The organism is Rhizobium sp. 10PS4, from assembly GCF_032464805.1.
Taxonomy (GTDB): Bacteria; Pseudomonadota; Alphaproteobacteria; order Rhizobiales; family Rhizobiaceae; genus Rhizobium; species Rhizobium laguerreae.
Genome location: NZ_JAWDIW010000010.1, coordinates 89658 through 105626, shown reverse-complemented (window position 1 = coordinate 105626; position 15969 = coordinate 89658). Strand labels below are relative to the sequence as shown.

At 61.4% G+C, this 15969-nt stretch carries 15 protein-coding genes and 1 tRNA gene; 6 read left to right on the top strand and 10 right to left on the bottom strand.

All coding sequences use genetic code 11. The features are described 5' to 3' along the window. Complete coding sequence (locus RWJ89_RS19830; RefSeq protein WP_170268240.1) at window positions 1-738, top strand: 16S rRNA (uracil(1498)-N(3))-methyltransferase; 738 nt, start codon at window positions 1-3, stop codon at window positions 736-738. A 147-nt stretch (window positions 739-885) separates the two neighbouring features. Beyond that, entirely contained in the window at window positions 886-2259 is a 1374-nt protein-coding gene (locus tag RWJ89_RS19825; RefSeq protein ID WP_170268239.1) for a glutamate--cysteine ligase, read from the top strand. 63 nt (window positions 2260-2322) lie between these two features. Here the strand turns inward: RWJ89_RS19825 and RWJ89_RS19820 are convergent, their stop codons facing one another. Beyond that, window positions 2323-3207 carry a hypothetical protein gene (locus RWJ89_RS19820; RefSeq protein WP_316031311.1) on the bottom strand — a complete coding sequence of 295 codons (885 nt, stop codon included), beginning with the start codon at window positions 3205-3207 and terminating at the stop codon, window positions 2323-2325. A 196-nt stretch (window positions 3208-3403) separates the two neighbouring features. Here RWJ89_RS19820 and RWJ89_RS19815 point away from each other — a divergent pair, with 196 nt between their 5' ends. Further along, window positions 3404-4264, top strand: a complete 861-nt coding sequence (locus tag RWJ89_RS19815; RefSeq protein ID WP_131661459.1) for a DUF937 domain-containing protein — start codon at window positions 3404-3406, stop codon at window positions 4262-4264. A 255-nt stretch (window positions 4265-4519) separates the two neighbouring features. Here the strand turns inward: RWJ89_RS19815 and RWJ89_RS19810 are convergent, their stop codons facing one another. After that, the gene (locus RWJ89_RS19810) at window positions 4520-4831 is read right to left on the bottom strand and encodes a DUF1127 domain-containing protein (protein WP_017959118.1); all 312 of its coding nucleotides are present in this window, start codon (window positions 4829-4831) and stop codon (window positions 4520-4522) included. A 213-nt stretch (window positions 4832-5044) separates the two neighbouring features. Between RWJ89_RS19810 and RWJ89_RS19805 the strand changes: the two genes are divergently transcribed. Beyond that, complete coding sequence (locus RWJ89_RS19805; protein ID WP_032999350.1) at window positions 5045-6001, top strand: LysR substrate-binding domain-containing protein; 957 nt, start codon at window positions 5045-5047, stop codon at window positions 5999-6001. Window positions 6002-6005: 4 nt separating this feature from the next. Here the strand turns inward: RWJ89_RS19805 and RWJ89_RS19800 are convergent, their stop codons facing one another. The 5 genes from RWJ89_RS19800 to RWJ89_RS19780 all read right to left on the bottom strand — a co-directional run bounded on the left by RWJ89_RS19800 (window position 6006) and on the right by RWJ89_RS19780 (window position 10980). Then, a complete protein-coding gene (locus tag RWJ89_RS19800; RefSeq protein ID WP_316031310.1) occupies window positions 6006-6647 on the bottom strand; it encodes a TetR family transcriptional regulator in 642 nt (213 codons plus the stop codon). A gap of 440 nt (window positions 6648-7087) precedes the next feature. Continuing rightward, the gene (locus RWJ89_RS19795; protein WP_221978376.1) at window positions 7088-7504 is read right to left on the bottom strand and encodes an MAPEG family protein; all 417 of its coding nucleotides are present in this window, start codon (window positions 7502-7504) and stop codon (window positions 7088-7090) included. A 162-nt stretch (window positions 7505-7666) separates the two neighbouring features. Next, window positions 7667-8221 carry a hypothetical protein gene (locus tag RWJ89_RS19790; protein ID WP_316031309.1) on the bottom strand — a complete coding sequence of 185 codons (555 nt, stop codon included), beginning with the start codon at window positions 8219-8221 and terminating at the stop codon, window positions 7667-7669. Between the two features lie 2 nt (window positions 8222-8223). Then, window positions 8224-9708 (bottom strand): IMP dehydrogenase, encoded by a 1485-nt coding sequence (gene guaB, locus RWJ89_RS19785; protein WP_025393298.1) that lies wholly within the window; start codon window positions 9706-9708, stop codon window positions 8224-8226. A gap of 279 nt (window positions 9709-9987) precedes the next feature. Next, entirely contained in the window at window positions 9988-10980 is a 993-nt protein-coding gene (locus RWJ89_RS19780; protein WP_316031308.1) for an MBL fold metallo-hydrolase, read from the bottom strand. 260 nt (window positions 10981-11240) lie between these two features. On the opposite strand from RWJ89_RS19780, the gene RWJ89_RS19775 reads away from it, so the two are divergent. After that, window positions 11241-12665, top strand: coding sequence for a DHA2 family efflux MFS transporter permease subunit (locus tag RWJ89_RS19775; protein WP_316031307.1), 1425 nt, complete (start codon window positions 11241-11243; stop codon window positions 12663-12665). Window positions 12666-12775: 110 nt separating this feature from the next. Here the strand turns inward: RWJ89_RS19775 and RWJ89_RS19770 are convergent, their stop codons facing one another. From RWJ89_RS19770 to RWJ89_RS19760, 3 genes are all read right to left on the bottom strand, one after another. Then, window positions 12776-13159 (bottom strand): VOC family protein, encoded by a 384-nt coding sequence (locus RWJ89_RS19770; RefSeq protein ID WP_020048594.1) that lies wholly within the window; start codon window positions 13157-13159, stop codon window positions 12776-12778. A 158-nt stretch (window positions 13160-13317) separates the two neighbouring features. Beyond that, complete coding sequence (locus RWJ89_RS19765) at window positions 13318-14043, bottom strand: RlmE family RNA methyltransferase (RefSeq protein ID WP_221951930.1); 726 nt, start codon at window positions 14041-14043, stop codon at window positions 13318-13320. Between the two features lie 14 nt (window positions 14044-14057). Next, complete coding sequence (locus RWJ89_RS19760) at window positions 14058-15626, bottom strand: Ppx/GppA phosphatase family protein (RefSeq protein WP_221941993.1); 1569 nt, start codon at window positions 15624-15626, stop codon at window positions 14058-14060. 243 nt (window positions 15627-15869) lie between these two features. On the opposite strand from RWJ89_RS19760, the gene RWJ89_RS19755 reads away from it, so the two are divergent. Beyond that, window positions 15870-15943 (top strand) — tRNA-Gln (locus RWJ89_RS19755). Window positions 15944-15969: the final 26 nt, after the last annotated feature.

Below are 15969 nucleotides of genomic sequence, written 5' to 3'. Positions count from 1 at the left end.
ATGCGCGCCAATTTCCGTATGCAACGGCTTTTCGTCGACGCGCCGCTTACGAGCGCCACGGTCGTGGAGGCGAATGCTGACCAGTTCAACTATCTCGCCAATGTGCTGCGGATGGAGGAAGGTGGAGAGATCCTGCTCTTCAACGGCCGCGATGGCGAGTGGAAGGCGACGCTTACCTTCCCCACGCGCAAACGCATATTTTTGACGGCAACCGAAGAGACGCGGCCACAGCCGCTGCCTTGCGACCTGCACTATCTCTTTGCGCCACTCAAGGTCGGCCGCATGGACTACCTCGTGCAGAAGGCAGTCGAAATGGGAGCCGGCCTGCTGCAGCCGGTCATGACCCAACACGTCCAGGGCAAGATCACCAATCTCGACAAGCTGCGCGCCAATGTGGTCGAAGCGGCGGAGCAATGCGGCATCCTCGGCATTCCCAATGTGGCCGAGCCGGTCAGGCTTCTCGAGCTGCTCGACCGCTGGCCGAGCGAGCGCCGCATCATCTATTGCGACGAGGGCGATGCCGGGCAAAACCCGCTGCCGGTGCTGTCGGCGATCAAGGAGAAACATCTCGCTCTGCTCGTCGGGCCGGAAGGCGGCTTTTCGGAAGAAGAACGGGCGCGGTTGCGAAGCCTTGATTTCGTTACCGCCATTCCGCTCGGACCGCGCATCCTGCGAGCCGATACGGCAGCTGTTGCGGCCCTGGCGGTGGTGCAGGCGGCGATCGGCGACTGGAAGTGACCTCGAAAACGGGTTGACATGGAAATCGGCGCTATTTTTTTGATGCGTCGTTGAAAGAATTTCACTTGCAACATAGGTGGCTTGGGTCCAAATCACCCTTCCAATTGCCCGGCCCCCTGGGCGCATTTCCGAATACAGGTATCCCGCATGGCCCGCGACACTACCGACCAGACACCGCTCTCTTCGGTCCAGGATCTGACCGATTATATCGCCGCGGGCAACAAGCCGCGGGAGCGCTTCCGGATCGGCACCGAACACGAGAAATTCGCCTTCTTTCGCGCCGACAACAGCCCGGTTCCCTATTTTGGCGATGCCAGCATTTCGGCCCTCCTGACCGGCCTGCAGAAGAAAAGCGGCTGGGAGCCGATCACCGACGGCGGCAACATCATCGGCCTTGCCGAGCAGAACGGTATGGGCGCGATCTCGATCGAGCCAGGCGGCCAGTTCGAACTCTCCGGCGCACCGCTCGAGACGATCCATGAGACCTGTCGGGAATCAAACCAGCATCTGGCGACGCTGCGCGAAATCGCCGAGCCGATGGGCATCCGCTTCCTTGGCATCGGCGGCAGTCCGAAATGGACCTATGCGGAAACCCCGCAGATGCCGAAGTCACGCTACGAGATCATGACCCGCTATATGCCGAAGGTCGGTACCCAGGGTCTCGACATGATGTACCGCACCTGCACGATCCAGGTGAATCTCGACTTCTCCTCGGAAGCCGACATGCGCAAGAAGATGCGTGTCTCGATGAAGCTGCAATCGCTGGCGACCGCGCTTTTCGCATCCTCGCCCTTTACCGAGGGCAAGCCGAACGGGCTGCTCTCCTGGCGCGGCGATATCTGGCGCGATGTCGACAACCGGCGCGCCGGCCTGCTCGATTTCACCTTCCGCGACGATTTCGGCTTCCGCGACTATGCCGAATGGGCGCTCGATGCGCCGATGTATTTCATCGTCCGCGACGGCCGCTATCACGACTGTACCCATGTCACCTTCCGCCAGTTCATGAACGGCGCATTGAAGGGCGAGGTCGCCGATCCGGCGCCGACGATGGGCGACTGGACGAACCATCTTTCGACACTCTTCCCCGACGTGCGGCTGAAGCGTTTCCTCGAAATGCGCGGCGCCGACGGCGGCCCGTGGCGGCGCATCTGTGCCTTGCCGGCCTTCTGGGTCGGCCTGCTCTACGACGATGCCGCACTCGAGGCCGCCGACGAACTGACCAAGGATTGGAGCTTTGCCGAGATCGGTGCGCTGCGCAACGCCGTTCCCGCCGAAGGGTTGAAGTCGCAATTCCGCGGACATCCGCTCTTCGACATGGCGCGCGAGGTGATCGGCATATCAAGGGTCGGCCTCAAGGCGCGGGGCAGGCTCAACCGGGAAGGCCAGGACGAGAGCATCTTCCTGGCGCCGCTCGAAGAAGTGCTCGCCAAAAAGGCGACGCTCGCCGAGGATCTGCTGTCGCTCTATCACGGCCGCTGGCAGGGCTCGGTCGAACCGGTGTTCGAGGACTATCAGTACTGAGCCTGAGCCCCTGAATTCCCTGAATCGGAATCGATTCAAGGAATATGCAGTAGCAAGCTGCGATCACGGCGCCATCGCGCGCTTCCTGGCTTCGCGCGATCTGGCCGTGCGGCGGGCGGGCCTCAGTTCCTCGATCGTCGGCAGCCACCACTCGGCGTCTTGAACTGGCGGCGTCTTCGCAGGCCAGGTGCGGACGAGTTCTTCCAACGTAGGGACCCGCCAATATCCCCAGACATGATCCTCGGTCACGCCGGCATAGAAGTCCGTAACGACGTTCGGGTCGACCAGTTCACCTGAGATGTCGGTAAAGACGACGATTCCATAGGTGGTGACCACAGGCCGGCCTATCGGCGGCAAGTCGTCGCTCTGAAGCGGGTAGCGATGACGCTTTCGTTCCGCAGAGCGGAGCTTGCTGCGCACATCCTGTTCGGTCCCCTTCCGCTCCTCGGCTCGACGTCGTCTTTCTTCCGGTTCGTTTCTGCGCGCCGCCGTCTCGATCTCCGGCCACCGGCGTTTGAGTTCCTCATAGGACCGGAAGGGAACGTGCCATAGCTTGAGATCGCCGTCCCACCGAGAGAATGGCACCTCGCGCAACTCGTCGACGACAGCCTTCGAATACGGCGTGCGGATTCGAAAGCCCGTCTTGCCAAGTTCAAGATATGGACTGTCGATGGGATCGAAGGCGAAGGCGTCGCGGCCCTTCGCATCCGCATGGGCGTCGGCTTCGGCCTCCATCTCGGCAAGCCATCGTCCGATGCGGCGGGACGCCGTCCGCCCGGGAACGAACCAGGCCTTGCGGGTATCACTCCAGCGGGCACGGGGGAAGCGTCTTCGGAATTGCTCGACCGTCATCCTGTCGTAGGGAAAGGAAATGTCGGCGCCCGGCTTCGCACCGTCTTCATTCGGTGGCGGCTCGTCGTGACCAGTGGAGGATTTGGTTTCGACCATGGAAGAAGAACGCCGGCGCGCAGGGATCGGTTTCCGGTGAGGATAGCATATAGGCCGACGGAGAGTGACGGCCGGCCGTCGTTATCGCCGCTTTCGCCTCATCAGGCTAAGTTCTTATGGCAAAAAGCCGTTTGCGCATTGCCATTTCCGGTTATAGTGGCGTTACAACGCGCACGACCGGGGGAAAGGGACTTCCATGCTGCCACTCTTCGACATGATGATGCAGGCGCAGAACGGGGCGGCGATGGAGGCGATCGCCCGACAGTTCAACCTTGCGCAGGAACAGGCGACGAAGGCGATGGCGGCGCTGATGCCGGCCTTTTCCGCCGGGTTGAAACGCAGCACCAGCAATCCCTATGATTTCGTCGGGCTGATGCAGGCGGTTTCCTCCGGCAATTACGCGCGATATTTCGAGGATATGAACCGGGCGTTCACGCCGGAGGGTATTTCCGACGGCAACAACATCCTTGCCCAACTCTTCGGCTCGAAGGAGGTTTCGCGCGCGGTCGCTGCCCAGGCGGCGCAGATGACCGGGATCGGCCAGGACATTTACAAGCGGATGCTGCCGGTGCTGGCCGATACGCTGATGGGCGGGCTCTTCAAACAGACGACCGGCCAGATGGCCTCGCCGGTCAACCCCTTCGTCAACACGCCGATGGGCGAGACCATCCAGAAATGGCTTGAGAGTACCGGCTTCGCGCCGAAGCCGGCCCCGGAGCCTAGCGTCTTCGACAATCCCTTTACGCAGGCGATGCAGCAGATGTTTTCCGTGCCGAAGCCTGCCCCAACGCAGACGCCGAACCCCTTCCTCGACAATCCTTTCGCCAAGGCCTTCCAGGAGATGATGGGCGGACTCGGCCAGCAGCCGGCGGCCACGACCAAGGCCAAGACGCCGGAGGGGCCGAAGGAAGAGGCGAAGGTCAATGCCGACAGCTATACCGAGATGCTGAACGCCATGTTCGACAGCGGGCTGGAAGTGCAGAAGAACTACCAGCGGAACCTGGAAGCGATCTTCGAAACCTATCGGCCGAAGCCTTCCTCGGAAAAGAGCGAATAGCGCACTAAAGCGCGTCGCGATCTTTCAGATTCGCTTGCCACGCTTTAGGTCCTTGGTTTCTCGCAGGTCGTTATCGCACAACCGCGACACACTTTTGCGCGACATGCTTTAGATTTTTGCGCATGTCGTTATCGCAAAACCGCGACACACTTTTGCGCGACATGCTTTCGCGCATAAAAAAACCCGGAGATGGCTTGGGAAAGCCGATCACCGGGTCAAGCGGCAGGGCTATTGGCTATCGCCCTGCGGGGAAACTTAACGCTCCTGCTCCTCGTAGGAGCGCAAGAACGACGACAGGCGCCAGCGATTGCGCGCCGAGCGCGTCAGATGTTCCGACGGGTCCTCGAAGAAGGTCGACGCCAGGAACGCGGAGGTCAGGTCGGCCCTGCTAAGGCCGATATCCCTCAGCTGAGCGTCGCTCAGATCGTGCAGCGTGTTGATCTCCATGCGATTGCGGAACCCGCGAAAGAGGGAGGTCAACGGTGCGAGGCCTGCTGCCAGACGTTGGGAAAACGTCGGGGTGAGCTTGCCGCAGTCGAGTTCTATTGTTCTGTCTGTCATCCGCATGGGACTCTCCTTTCTTTCGATTTCTTTCAGGCGCGCAACAACCCACCCCTCCCGCGAGGTCGCACGGGAAGGAGCAAGGCTGAATTGGCTCGGACAGGCACGGTGTCTGTCCTTCACTTTGCTTGATTTGCATCCCGAAGATGCCAAAGACCTATTGATCAGTCCAACGAATGTTTCTAATGATTATCATCAGCTATCTTTATGGGTGAAAACATGTCCGCGCCTCTTGATCTCGACCAATTGCAGACTTTCATCGCCATCGTCGATTCCGGCAGCTTCACCAAGGCCGCCGACAGGGTCTACAAGACCCAATCGGCCGTCTCCATGCAGATGCGCCGTCTTGAGGAGCGCATCGGCAAACAGCTGTTCATCAAAGACGGACGCGGCAATCGGCTGACGGTCGAGGGCGAAAAACTGCTCAACTATGCCCGGCGCATCATTCGCCTCAACAATGAGGCGATTGCTGCTTTCGACGACAACAGGCTGGAGGGGATGCTGCGCATCGGTACGCCGGACGATTATGCCGACCGCTACATGCCCGAAATCATCGGCCGCTTCGCCAAGACGCATCCGAATGTCGAGCTCTATATCGTCTGCGAGCCCTCGGTGGATCTGGCCGAGCGCATGCACAAGGGCGAACTCGACATCGCGCTCGTCACCCACAATCCGCGCGAGCGCATGTCAGATGTGGTGAGAACCGAGCCGCTCTGCTGGGTGGGCTCGGCCAACCATCCGATCCGTGACGACGCCCCGGTGCCGCTTGCCGTCGGCCGGCGCGATTGCCAGTGGCGCCAGCTCGCCTGCTCGGCGCTCGATGCTGTGGGACGCGAGCACCAGATCCTGTTCACCAGCTGGTCCTGCACTGTCGTTGCCGCTGCCGTGCTTGCCGGCATGGCGGTTTCGGTGATGCCGGAATCGGCGCTGCGGACAGGCATGAAGGTGCTGAGCCAGGCAGACGGTTTCCCGGCGCTGCCGCCGGTGCAGATCGGAATCATGAAGCGGCCGGGCGTTTCACTCTCGCTGATGAATGCGATCACGGCACATATCACCGCCTGCCTCGACAATATCACGCCTACTGTCGCCGACGACAGCTTGGAGGCAGACGTCAAATCCGCCCAGGCGCGCCTTTATCCGCGGCTGAAGGCGGCCAATATGGTACCAAGCTGGTAAGAGTTCAGGCGGCGCGGGGCACGATCGTGGCAAAAAGGGAGGCGCGGATGACGCGCTTCCACTGATCGAGCATGCGCCGCGCCAGCGCCTCTTCACTGACGGCGGCAAGTCGAATGACGGCGCCGATCAGGTGGCTGAACAGGTAAGTGCGCGCATACATGTCTTCGTCGCAAAGGTCGGGAGCCAATTGACGCACGGCGTCATGGAAGATGCCGGCGACGTGACCGCTATGCTCGATATTCAGCTGCAGCAGATCCTGATCGGTCTCCGTTCCCATCCAGACGCCGAGATAGACGGGATCGTTGTGGTAGGAATCGTAATACCAGTCGATGGTGGCGCAGACGCGGTCGAGCGCCTGGTCGAGTGAGCGTACGTCGCTAAACATCGCCGCGGTCTTCGCCTGGATCGCCGAGGCATGCTGATCGAAGAGCGCTTTGACGATTGCCGCCTTCTCCGGGAAATACTGGTAGACCGAACCGATCGGTACCTTGGCGGCGATGGCGAGTTCCGTCATCCGCATGGCGCTGACGCCCTTTTCGGCGATGATCTTGGCGGCGGCGGCGAGAATGAGGTCCAGCCTCTGGATGCTGCGCTCCTGCTTCGGCTTCCTGCGCAAGCCGATCCGATCCATGCTTTCCGCGCCCATGTCGTTCCCATTCTTTTTGTTCGCGGCGGAAGGCATGCGCCAAACCACCGCGTCGGGCCGATATGACATGCAGGTCTTCATCCGCAGTAAATGGAAACGTTCGCATTTTAACGGCCGGCAAAAGCGTGTGAAACGGTGCGCTACCGTACAATTCAAAGTGCTACAGCGTCCTGTGTACGCCTGAAAAAGGCACACGGCGCCGTCAAGCATATCGTGTCAGAATTTCACCGACTGCGCCGCTTTGACCCCATTCTGCCGCGCGTTGCCTGCGATCTTGGGGATGGCCCAACGTCCGGCGGCCATCTTGCCGCCGATGCCGACATGTTCCGTCGTCGGCCTGCAGCATTTCAGTTGCTGCAGATCCTGTCCTTAGATCGATCCCGATTTAAGGAATTATGTAGTAGGTGGCGGCAAATGATGGGGCGGTAGCGCGCGCCGCCTCAGCTCATCAGCATCCATCCGGCAAGCCAGATCCACATGGCGACAAGCACCAGGTAACCGGCGGCGAAGATCGGGCTGCGATAACGCAGGTCGTTGCTGGTGACATGGATGGCGGCGTGGGCGTAGCGCAGGACAACGAAAGCCCAGGCGAGGCCGAGGGAGACGAGATTGTCGGCCTCGGTGATATAGAGAAGAACGCAACAGGCGTAGAAGAGCACGGGCAGTTCGAACTGGTTGGCGAGGCAGTTCTTGACAATAAGGCTTTCGGCCGGCTCGCCACGGTTTTCGCGATAATCCGATTTCGCGATGCTGCCGACGCGGACCATCTTGGCGCGCCGCATGCCTAGAAGCGCGTAAAGACCATAGACCAGGGCCACATGGGCAAGCAGTGGCCAGAAGATTTGATAGCCGGTCATATGTTGGTCGTTTCCTTTCGGCTTCCGCTTTCGACGCGAGCATTAGCCGAAAGGGAAGCTGGATACCAGCATAGGGCAACGCCCCATCGGCACCTGCGTCGCTAAGGCACGTCGGCGCAGGTGTCCCGGCTTTTCGACATGGAGCTGGAAGGAAACGGCGCCTCAGTCCTGGCGCGAAGAGAGCCAGCGCATGACGGCGAGCCGGGCGGCGACGATGAAGCAGATGGCGAGGCTTGCGAATTTCAATCGCGTCATCCAGGGCAGCAGGTACGTTGCAAGACCTGCATACGCGCCGTTGCCGAAGGCGATGAGGCTCGAGATATTCTCGCTGTAGTCGGCGATGCCATAGATGAACGGCAGCAGGTAGACCGCCTTGCCAACGAGCGGATGCACCGATTGGCCGAACCACGAACCGACAGGACCGAGCTTGAGGAAGGCGAGGAACAGCAGCGCCGTCAGCAATGCCGGAAAGATCAGCTCCGGCCCGAAATACATGGCGCGCAGCAGCCTGGTCGCCGTCTCGTTCTCATCAAGCAGCTGCTGCATGTGGAAGACCGCCGACTCGTCGTAACCGGCGAAATAGGTATCGAGCACCGCCTGGCCGGTTTCGTGCTTGAACGGAACGACGAAGCCGAAGGTCGTCCAGGCGAGCACGGCAAGGCAGAGGGCTGCGAGCAGCGAGACGACCCAGGGAGGAATCCCGCTGCCCGCCTTCATGATCAGAGGCCGGCGCCCGGATAGTTCGGGCTCTCGCGGGTGATCGTCACGTCATGGGCGTGGCTTTCGCGAAGACCGGCACCGGAGATGCGCACGAACGTGGCCCGTTCCTGGAAATCCTTGAGGTCCTTGCCGCCGACATAACCCATGGCTGCCTTAAGACCGCCGGCGAGCTGATGGATGACGCCCGAGACCGGGCCCTTGTACGGCACCTGACCTTCGATGCCCTCAGGCACGAGCTTCAGCGTGTCGCGCACTTCCGCCTGGAAGTAACGGTCGGCCGAGCCGCGGGCCATGGCGCCGACGGAGCCCATGCCGCGATAGGCCTTGAAGGAGCGACCCTGGTAGAGATAGACCTCGCCCGGGCTCTCATCGGTACCAGCAAGCAACGAGCCGATCATGACGGCGGAAGCGCCTGCGGCGATCGCCTTGGCAAGATCGCCGGAGAACTTGATGCCGCCATCGGCGATAACAGGCACGTCCTGATCATTTGCGGCCTGAACCGCCGACATGATGGCTGCGAGCTGGGGAACGCCGACACCGGCAACGATGCGCGTCGTGCAGATCGAACCCGGACCGATGCCGACCTTGACGGCGTCCGCGCCGGCATCGATCAGCGCCCTGGTGCCGTCATAGGTGGCGACATTGCCGGCCATGATGCGCACCGAGTTGGAAAGCTTCTTGACGCGGGCAACCGCATCGAGGACGCGCTGCGAATGGCCGTGGGCGGTATCGACGACCAGAAGGTCGACGCCGGCCTCGATCAATCGCTCGGCGCGCTCGAAACCGTCGTCACCGACGCTGATCGCGGCGGCAGCGCGAAGCCTGCCCTGCGCATCCTTGGAAGCGTTCGGGTTCAGCTGCGACTTCTCGATGTCCTTGACGGTGATGAGGCCGACACAGCGGCCTTCGGTATCGACCACCAGCAGCTTCTCGATGCGATGCGAATGCAGCAGGCGCTTGGCCTCCTGCTGATCGACGTTTTCCTTGACGGTGACCAGATTGTCCTTGGTCATCAGCTCATGGATCTTCTGTTCCTGATCGGAAGCGAAGCGGACGTCGCGGTTGGTCAGGATGCCGACGAGGCGGCCGGACTTCTCCACGACAGGGATGCCGGAGATGCTGTAGGATTTCATGAGCCCGAATGCATCGGCGAGCGTCGCATCGGGGCCGATCGTCACCGGATTGACGACCATGCCGCTTTCAAACTTCTTCACTTGCCGGACCTGCTCGGCCTGTTCGATCGGCGTCAGGTTGCGATGAATGACGCCGAGGCCGCCGGCCTGGGCCATGGCGATCGCCAGGCGGCTCTCGGTGACGGTATCCATGGCGGATGAGATGATCGGGATGTTGAGTTCGAAATCCCGGGCGATACGGGTGGAGATATTCGTCTGGCCGGGCATGACCTCGGAATGTCCCGGCTGCAGCAACACGTCGTCGAAGGTAAGCGCGTCTGCGCCGGTTGCCGTTTCAATGATGCGTGCCATGGCCAAATTCCTTCGTTTAATAGAAATGCGACCCTGTCCGGAAACGAATCGTCCGCCCCGGCGGTCTGCATTGGGTTGCTTGGAAGTTGGCGAGGGCTGGTAACACGTCTATGACAGGAAGGAAATAGCAAAAAGCCCGGCATGCCCGCGCGGCTCGGCATGGGTGCCATGCGCCAGGAGCATTTCGGGAAAAACGCTAGGCGTTTTTCGTTCAGTAATTCTGTAAAAACAATATATTATAGCGGTTCAGCGCTTCCGTGAAGGCTGAACCGCTTCGGATCAGACGTCGAACTGATAGGTCTTCGGTACGAAGCGATAACCGCCATCCTGCCTCTCGACGAAGCCGACTGCCGGGAATGGCATGTGATAACCAAGGAAGGCGATCTTTTCGGTGGCGATCATCTCGAAAACCTTGCGGCGGGTGGCGGCTGCCTGCGTCTTGTCCATGTCGAAGCGCACCTCCCAATCCGGGCGCAGCAGCGACAGGATATAATGGTTGGCGGTATCGCCTGTGAGCACAAGGCGCTTGCCCTCGGATTCGACGTGGAACACCATATGGCCCGGTGAGTGGCCGGCCGCCAGCATCGCCGTTATGCCGGGTGCGACGCTATCACCGTCCTTAATAAATGTGGCCTTCTCGGCGAGCGGCACGACATTGGCGAGCACCGCCTTGTGGCCGCCCTCGGCAGGTGTGCCCTCACGTGCCTTGTCCGACCAGAAATCATATTCCGCGTGGCCGACGATATAGCGGGCATTCTTGAAGGCAGCCGCGCCGTCTTCCATCAGGCCGCCAATATGATCACCGTGCAGATGGGTGAGCGCCACCAGCGTGACGTCGTCGGCCGAATATCCCGCCGCCTTCAGGCCTTCGGCAAGTTGGCCGGCGCCGCGTGCGCGACCGCTCGCTCCGAAGCCGGTATCGATGAGGATGACATCCGAACCGGTATCGATGAGAGCTGGCGTATAGCCGTTCAGGAACTTGTCAGCGGGCAGGAAATTTGCGGAGAGCAACGCCTTGACCGTTTCGGGATCCTGATTGGTGCCGAAGGTTTCATAGGGTTTTTCTGAGATGTTGATGCCGTCGCGGACGACGGTGAACTTATAGGAACCGAGCTTGAATTGATCGATCTCAGGCAAAGGTGTGCCATCCATATTTCCATTTTCTCCAGTCGCGGCCGCTTCGGCCTTGTCTCTAAAAATTGCCGGAGCCGCAGCCAAGCCAAGGCCTGCGGCAAAAAGCGTGCGCCGCTTCATTCGCGTCGAAATTGCCATGTATCCATTCTCCCATGACGTGCAGTCTGTCGCCGCACGTTCCCGATGACATTTCCGGCCGGATTTGTTGCCCCGGCCGGGTAAACATATGTCAATGTTGATAGGCGACGTTGTCGGGCAAGCCGTCTCACGCAGACGTGAAGCAAACGTGTCATCGACCCGAATTGGAACCCGGATTCGGGGATTGGCAGAACCCGAAACTGGGACTAAACAGCACGGGCCTTCCCACCTCCCATCCGCGCCCCTCAAGGCTCCCGCCTATGAATCGCATCGTCCCGCTGATCCTTGCCGTCGCTCTTTTCATGGAACAGATGGACTCGACCGTGATTGCGACGGCGCTGCCGGCGATCGCGAGGGATCTCAATGTCGGGCCGATCACGCTGAAGCTGGCGCTGACCTCCTACATGGTGGCGCTTGCGGTGTTCATCCCGATCAGCGGCTGGATGGCCGACAGGTTCGGCGCCAAGAAGATCTTCCGCCTTGCCATCTCGGTCTTCGTCATCGGCTCGATTTTCTGCGCGATTTCGTCCAACCTCCTGGAATTCGTTTTTGCCCGCTTCCTGCAGGGCATGGGCGGCGCGATGATGACGCCGGTCGGCCGCCTCGTGCTGGTGCGCACGACGCAGCGCAGCGACCTGGTCTCGGCCATGGCGCTGCTCACCATCCCCGCACTTGTCGGCCCGCTCACCGGCCCGCCGCTCGGAGGCTTCATCACCACCTATTTCAGCTGGCACTGGATCTTTCTGATCAACGTGCCGGTCGGCATCATCGGCATCTGGCTTGCGACGATCTTTCTGCCGGAGGTGGAAGCGACGGCGCCGCCGCGGCTCGATGTCACCGGCTTCGTGCTGACCTCGCTTTCGGCCGCGGGCGTCGTCTTCGGCCTGTCGGTGGTCAGTCTGCCGGCCCTGCCCCCGATCATCGGCGTCACCGCCACCTTGATCGGCCTCATTTGCGGCGTCCTTTACGTGCGCCACGCCAAGCGGCATCCGGCGCCGATCCTCAACCTCAACCTGTTCAAGAACCCAACGTTCCGAGCCTCCACCTTGGGCGGCATGCTCTTTCGCATTTGCGTCGGCGCCATGCCCTTCCTGACGCCGCTGATGCTCCAACTCGGCTTCGGGCTGACGCCGTTTCAATCCGGCCTCATCACCTTTGCCGGCGCGATCGGGGCAATCACCACCAAGTTCATGGCGAAACGCGTCTTCGCAGCCGCCGGCTTCCGCACGACGCTTCTCGGCGCCGCCATGGTGACGACCCTGGTGACTGTCGTCACCGGCCTGTTCACGCCGTCGACGCCGCATCTCGTCATCATCGGTGTGCTGCTGCTCGGCGGCTTCTCCCGCTCCTTCATGTTCACCGGCGTCAATGCTCTTTCCTTCGCCGATATCGAAGATTCGGAAGCCAGCCAGGCGACATCGATGAGCTCGGTGATGCAGCAGGTCAGCCTGGCGCTCGGCGTTGCGGTCGCCGCCGCCATCCTGGAGAGCTCGATCTATTTCCGCGGCGAAGCGCTGCAAGTGGCCGATTTCCACCTAGCCTTCTACATCATTGCCGGACTGACAGTGATTGCGACCATTCCCTTCATCCGGATGGACCGCAATGCCGGCGCGATCGTTTCCGGCCACCGCTCGAAGGCGATGACGGCGGCAACGGTCGAAGCCGAACAGCAGGCGGTGAAATAAAGTATGTCGCGCAAAAGTGTGCAGCGGTTTTGCGACAACGGCATGCGTAAAAACAAAGACCAAAGCGCGAGGAGCAAATCTGAAAGATTGCGACGCGCTTTTGGCAGCCGCTAGTCCGGGCTTTCGCAGACGGCAGAGAGCTTGTTGCCGTCGAGATCACGGATATAGGCGGCATAGAAATGGGCATGGTAGGAGCGCAGGCCGGGCTCGCCCTCATCCACGGCGCCTGCCGCGATCGCCGCCGCATGGAAGGCATCGACATCGGCCCGCGTTTCGGCCGCCAGCGCCACCATGGCGCCATTGCCCGAGGTCGCCCGGCGGTGATTGAACGGCGTCACCACCCAAAAGCGGCAGCGCGTATCGCCCTCGGCGGAATAGCCGATTTCCTCTTCGGAAGAGCGTTGGCGGCGATAGCCGAGGGGAGATAGCACGGCATCGTAAAAATGCCCTGCGCGATAAAGGTCGTTGGTTCCGAGCGTGACGTAAAGAAGCATGGGATTAGCGGTTCAAATCATGAGAGCGCCGCGCGTCCTTTCGGACACGCAAAGGACGCGGCAACGCTTTCCATTGCTGCCTATCTTATCCTTAAATCGATCCCGATTTAAGGAATTATGCAGTCGATCGCCATCATCCGTCAGGACCGGCCCGAAGATCAAGCTTCTTCTGCTTCTGCTTCGCCTTCGGCCTTGCGCCCCTTGAACCCCTTGGCCAGCAGGAACATCTCGACCGATTCGGCGCGCGACGAGTTCGGCTTGACATGGACGACCTGGCGGAAGTTCTGCTTGAGCATGGCAAGCAGCTCACGCTCGGTACCGCCCTGAAAAGTCTTGGTGAGGAAGTGCCCGCCTTCCCCCAGCACTTCGACGGCGAAATGTGCTGCGACTTCGCAGAGATGCATGGTGCGCAGATGGTCGGTGCGGTGGTGACCGGTGGTGGGCGCTGCCATGTCCGATATCACAAGGTCGGGTGTGCCGCCGACGGCCTCCAGCAGCTTTTCCGGCGCACTGGGATCGAGGAAATCGAGCTGCAGGATCTTGACCCCCGGCAGCTGGGTCATTTCAAGGAAATCGATCGCAGCCACACGAATATCATCATCTGTCGAGCCGGTGACTTTGGCTGCGATCTGCGACCAGCTGCCGGGGGCAGCGCCGAGATCGATGATACGCCTGGCGCCGCGCAGGATATGATGTTTCTCGTCGATCTCCAGCAGCTTGAAGGCGGCCCGGGCGCGATAGCCTTCGAGCTGGGCGCGCTGCACATAGGGATCGTTGATATGGCGCTCCAGCCATTGGCGGGAGGAGGCCTTCATCTTCTTGTTTTTGACGCGCTGGCCGAGTTTGCGGCCGGTGCGGTTTCCCGCGATCGGTGCCTTGGTCATGCCTATTCCTTATTTCACGATCTCACGCGCTGGCCGCGGCGGTTGCGGTTGCGCCGCCACACGCCGTCATCGGCCATCATGTCGGTGAGCAAGCCTTCCCTCAAGCCGCGATCGGCAACGCGCATGCGCGGGCTCGGCCAGCGACGGCGGATCGCCTCGAGAATGGCGCAGCCGGCCAGCACCAGATCGGCCCGGTCAGGCCCGATGCAGGGATTGGCGGCACGGCTTGCGAAATCCCAGGAGAGGAGCTTTGCCTGCATGGCGGAGACCTCATCGTCGGACAGCCAGATGCCGTCGACCTTGCGCCGGTCATAACGCGGCAGGTCGAGATGGACGCCGGCAAGCGTCGTCACAGTGCCGGATGTGCCGATCAGGTGAAAGTCGCCGGTCTGGGCAACCTCGATCTCCGGGCAATCGAAGCTTCCAAGCATGCCTTCGACTTCACGCACCATGCCTTCGAAGGCCTCCGGCGTGACGTCGTGCCCGCCATGGCGCTCCGACAGCGTCACGACGCCGACCGGCAACGAGGTCCAGTGGGTGATGTGATTGGCAAGGCGGCTGAAGCGATTGTCGCCGATGCGGATGACAGCGATCTCCGAAGAGCCGCCGCCGATATCGAAGAGCACGACGGAGCGCGTTTCGCGACCGACCAGCGACGAGCAGCCGGAGACCGCAAGCCGCGCCTCTGTCTCCCGATCGATGATCTCGAGCTCGAGGCCGGTTTCGGCAACGACCCGGCCGAGGAAGTCCTCGCCATTGACGGCCTGGCGGCAGGCTTCGGTGGCGATCAGCCGCATGCGGCGGATCTGCCGGTTCCTGAGCTTGGAGGCGCAGATCCTCAGCGCCTCGATCGCCCGCTCCATCGCCTCGTCCGACAGACGGCCGCTTGCAGCAAGGCCTTCGCCGAGGCGCACGATGCGGGAAAAAGCGTCGACGACGCGGAATTGACCCGGACGGGTAGGCTGGGCAATGAGGAGACGGCAATTGTTGGTGCCGAGATCGAGGGCGGCGTAGAGCTCCTCCGGCCACGCATGTTCGCCGGCCGGACGATCCCCCTGATGCCCGGAATGGGAATGGCTTTCCGGGCGGGTCCTGCGGCTGGCGCTTGCGCCATTCAGTGTTTCACGCAGTTCGACCCTGAGCACCGCTTCTTCTGCGCGGCGTTCCTGCTGCGGGGCACCTGATGGCTTTGCCGGTATCAGCGGCCGGCCCTGCAGACCGCGCTTGCCGCGGTGTTTGCGGCGGTTGCGACGGCTCGGCGCTGAATCGCCATCGGCGCGGACGGCATTGCCCGCCGCTGCCGTCTGTTCCATTGCCTGGGGAAGAGGTGAACCGTCCTGCACGGCGCCATGGCCGCCACGACGGCGACGCTTGCGCTTGCGGGCCGGATTCCCGGCTGCATCTTCCATCGGGCGCGCAGGCTGTCCGGCACCGCCGGAAGGCTCATGCGAAGCGGGATGAGCCGCGTTGCGGGATTGCCCGCCACGCTTGCCCTTGCGGCGCCTGGACTTCTTGCCGTCCTTGCGCCCTGCCGCCGACGCCCCGTCAAATTGCGGCTTTGCGCCGCCTTCGGGGTCTTCCACGTTATTTTTCCACCGCGCCGCGCAAGTCCTGGGATATGCAGCAGGCGCTCATTCGATTATTGCGTTGCCGCAAGGATATCAGCGCCCGCCGAAATCGCCAAATTCTTTTTTGGACCAAGGGATTTGCAGCGGTTTCACCTTTCCGCGGCAGCACCGATTTTTTTCAAAACAGCTATTTGCAATTCCCCGGCTTTTGGTTATAAGCGCCGCACACCAGCCGACCGCCCGCCGGTTCGCTTATGCTGGGGAATAGTTCAATGGTAGAACGACGGACTCTGACTCCGTTAATCTTGGTTCGAATCCAGGTTCCCCAGCCAATTCTCTCTAAATCCCCTTAATTCCT

Bases quoted from the DNA above. Each gene is read 5' to 3' on its own strand.
- guaB (WP_025393298.1), bottom strand. From the start codon at position 9,708: ATGGCACGCATCATTGAAACGGCAACCGGCGCAGACGCGCTTACCTTC.
- RWJ89_RS19800 (WP_316031310.1), bottom strand. From the start codon at position 6,647: ATGGGCGCGGAAAGCATGGATCGGATCGGCTTGCGCAGGAAGCCGAAG.
- RWJ89_RS19790 (WP_316031309.1), bottom strand. From the start codon at position 8,221: ATGAAGGCGGGCAGCGGGATTCCTCCCTGGGTCGTCTCGCTGCTCGCA.
- RWJ89_RS19780 (WP_316031308.1), bottom strand. From the start codon at position 10,980: ATGGCAATTTCGACGCGAATGAAGCGGCGCACGCTTTTTGCCGCAGGC.
- RWJ89_RS19775 (WP_316031307.1), top strand. From the start codon at position 11,241: ATGAATCGCATCGTCCCGCTGATCCTTGCCGTCGCTCTTTTCATGGAA.
- RWJ89_RS19770 (WP_020048594.1), bottom strand. From the start codon at position 13,159: ATGCTTCTTTACGTCACGCTCGGAACCAACGACCTTTATCGCGCAGGG.
- RWJ89_RS19810 (WP_017959118.1), bottom strand. From the start codon at position 4,831: ATGCGGATGACAGACAGAACAATAGAACTCGACTGCGGCAAGCTCACC.
- RWJ89_RS19820 (WP_316031311.1), bottom strand. From the start codon at position 3,207: ATGGTCGAAACCAAATCCTCCACTGGTCACGACGAGCCGCCACCGAAT.
- RWJ89_RS19795 (WP_221978376.1), bottom strand. From the start codon at position 7,504: ATGACCGGCTATCAAATCTTCTGGCCACTGCTTGCCCATGTGGCCCTG.
- RWJ89_RS19825 (WP_170268239.1), top strand. From the start codon at position 886: ATGGCCCGCGACACTACCGACCAGACACCGCTCTCTTCGGTCCAGGAT.
- RWJ89_RS19815 (WP_131661459.1), top strand. From the start codon at position 3,404: ATGCTGCCACTCTTCGACATGATGATGCAGGCGCAGAACGGGGCGGCG.
- RWJ89_RS19805 (WP_032999350.1), top strand. From the start codon at position 5,045: ATGTCCGCGCCTCTTGATCTCGACCAATTGCAGACTTTCATCGCCATC.
- RWJ89_RS19765 (WP_221951930.1), bottom strand. From the start codon at position 14,043: ATGACCAAGGCACCGATCGCGGGAAACCGCACCGGCCGCAAACTCGGC.
- RWJ89_RS19830 (WP_170268240.1), top strand. From the start codon at position 1: ATGCGCGCCAATTTCCGTATGCAACGGCTTTTCGTCGACGCGCCGCTT.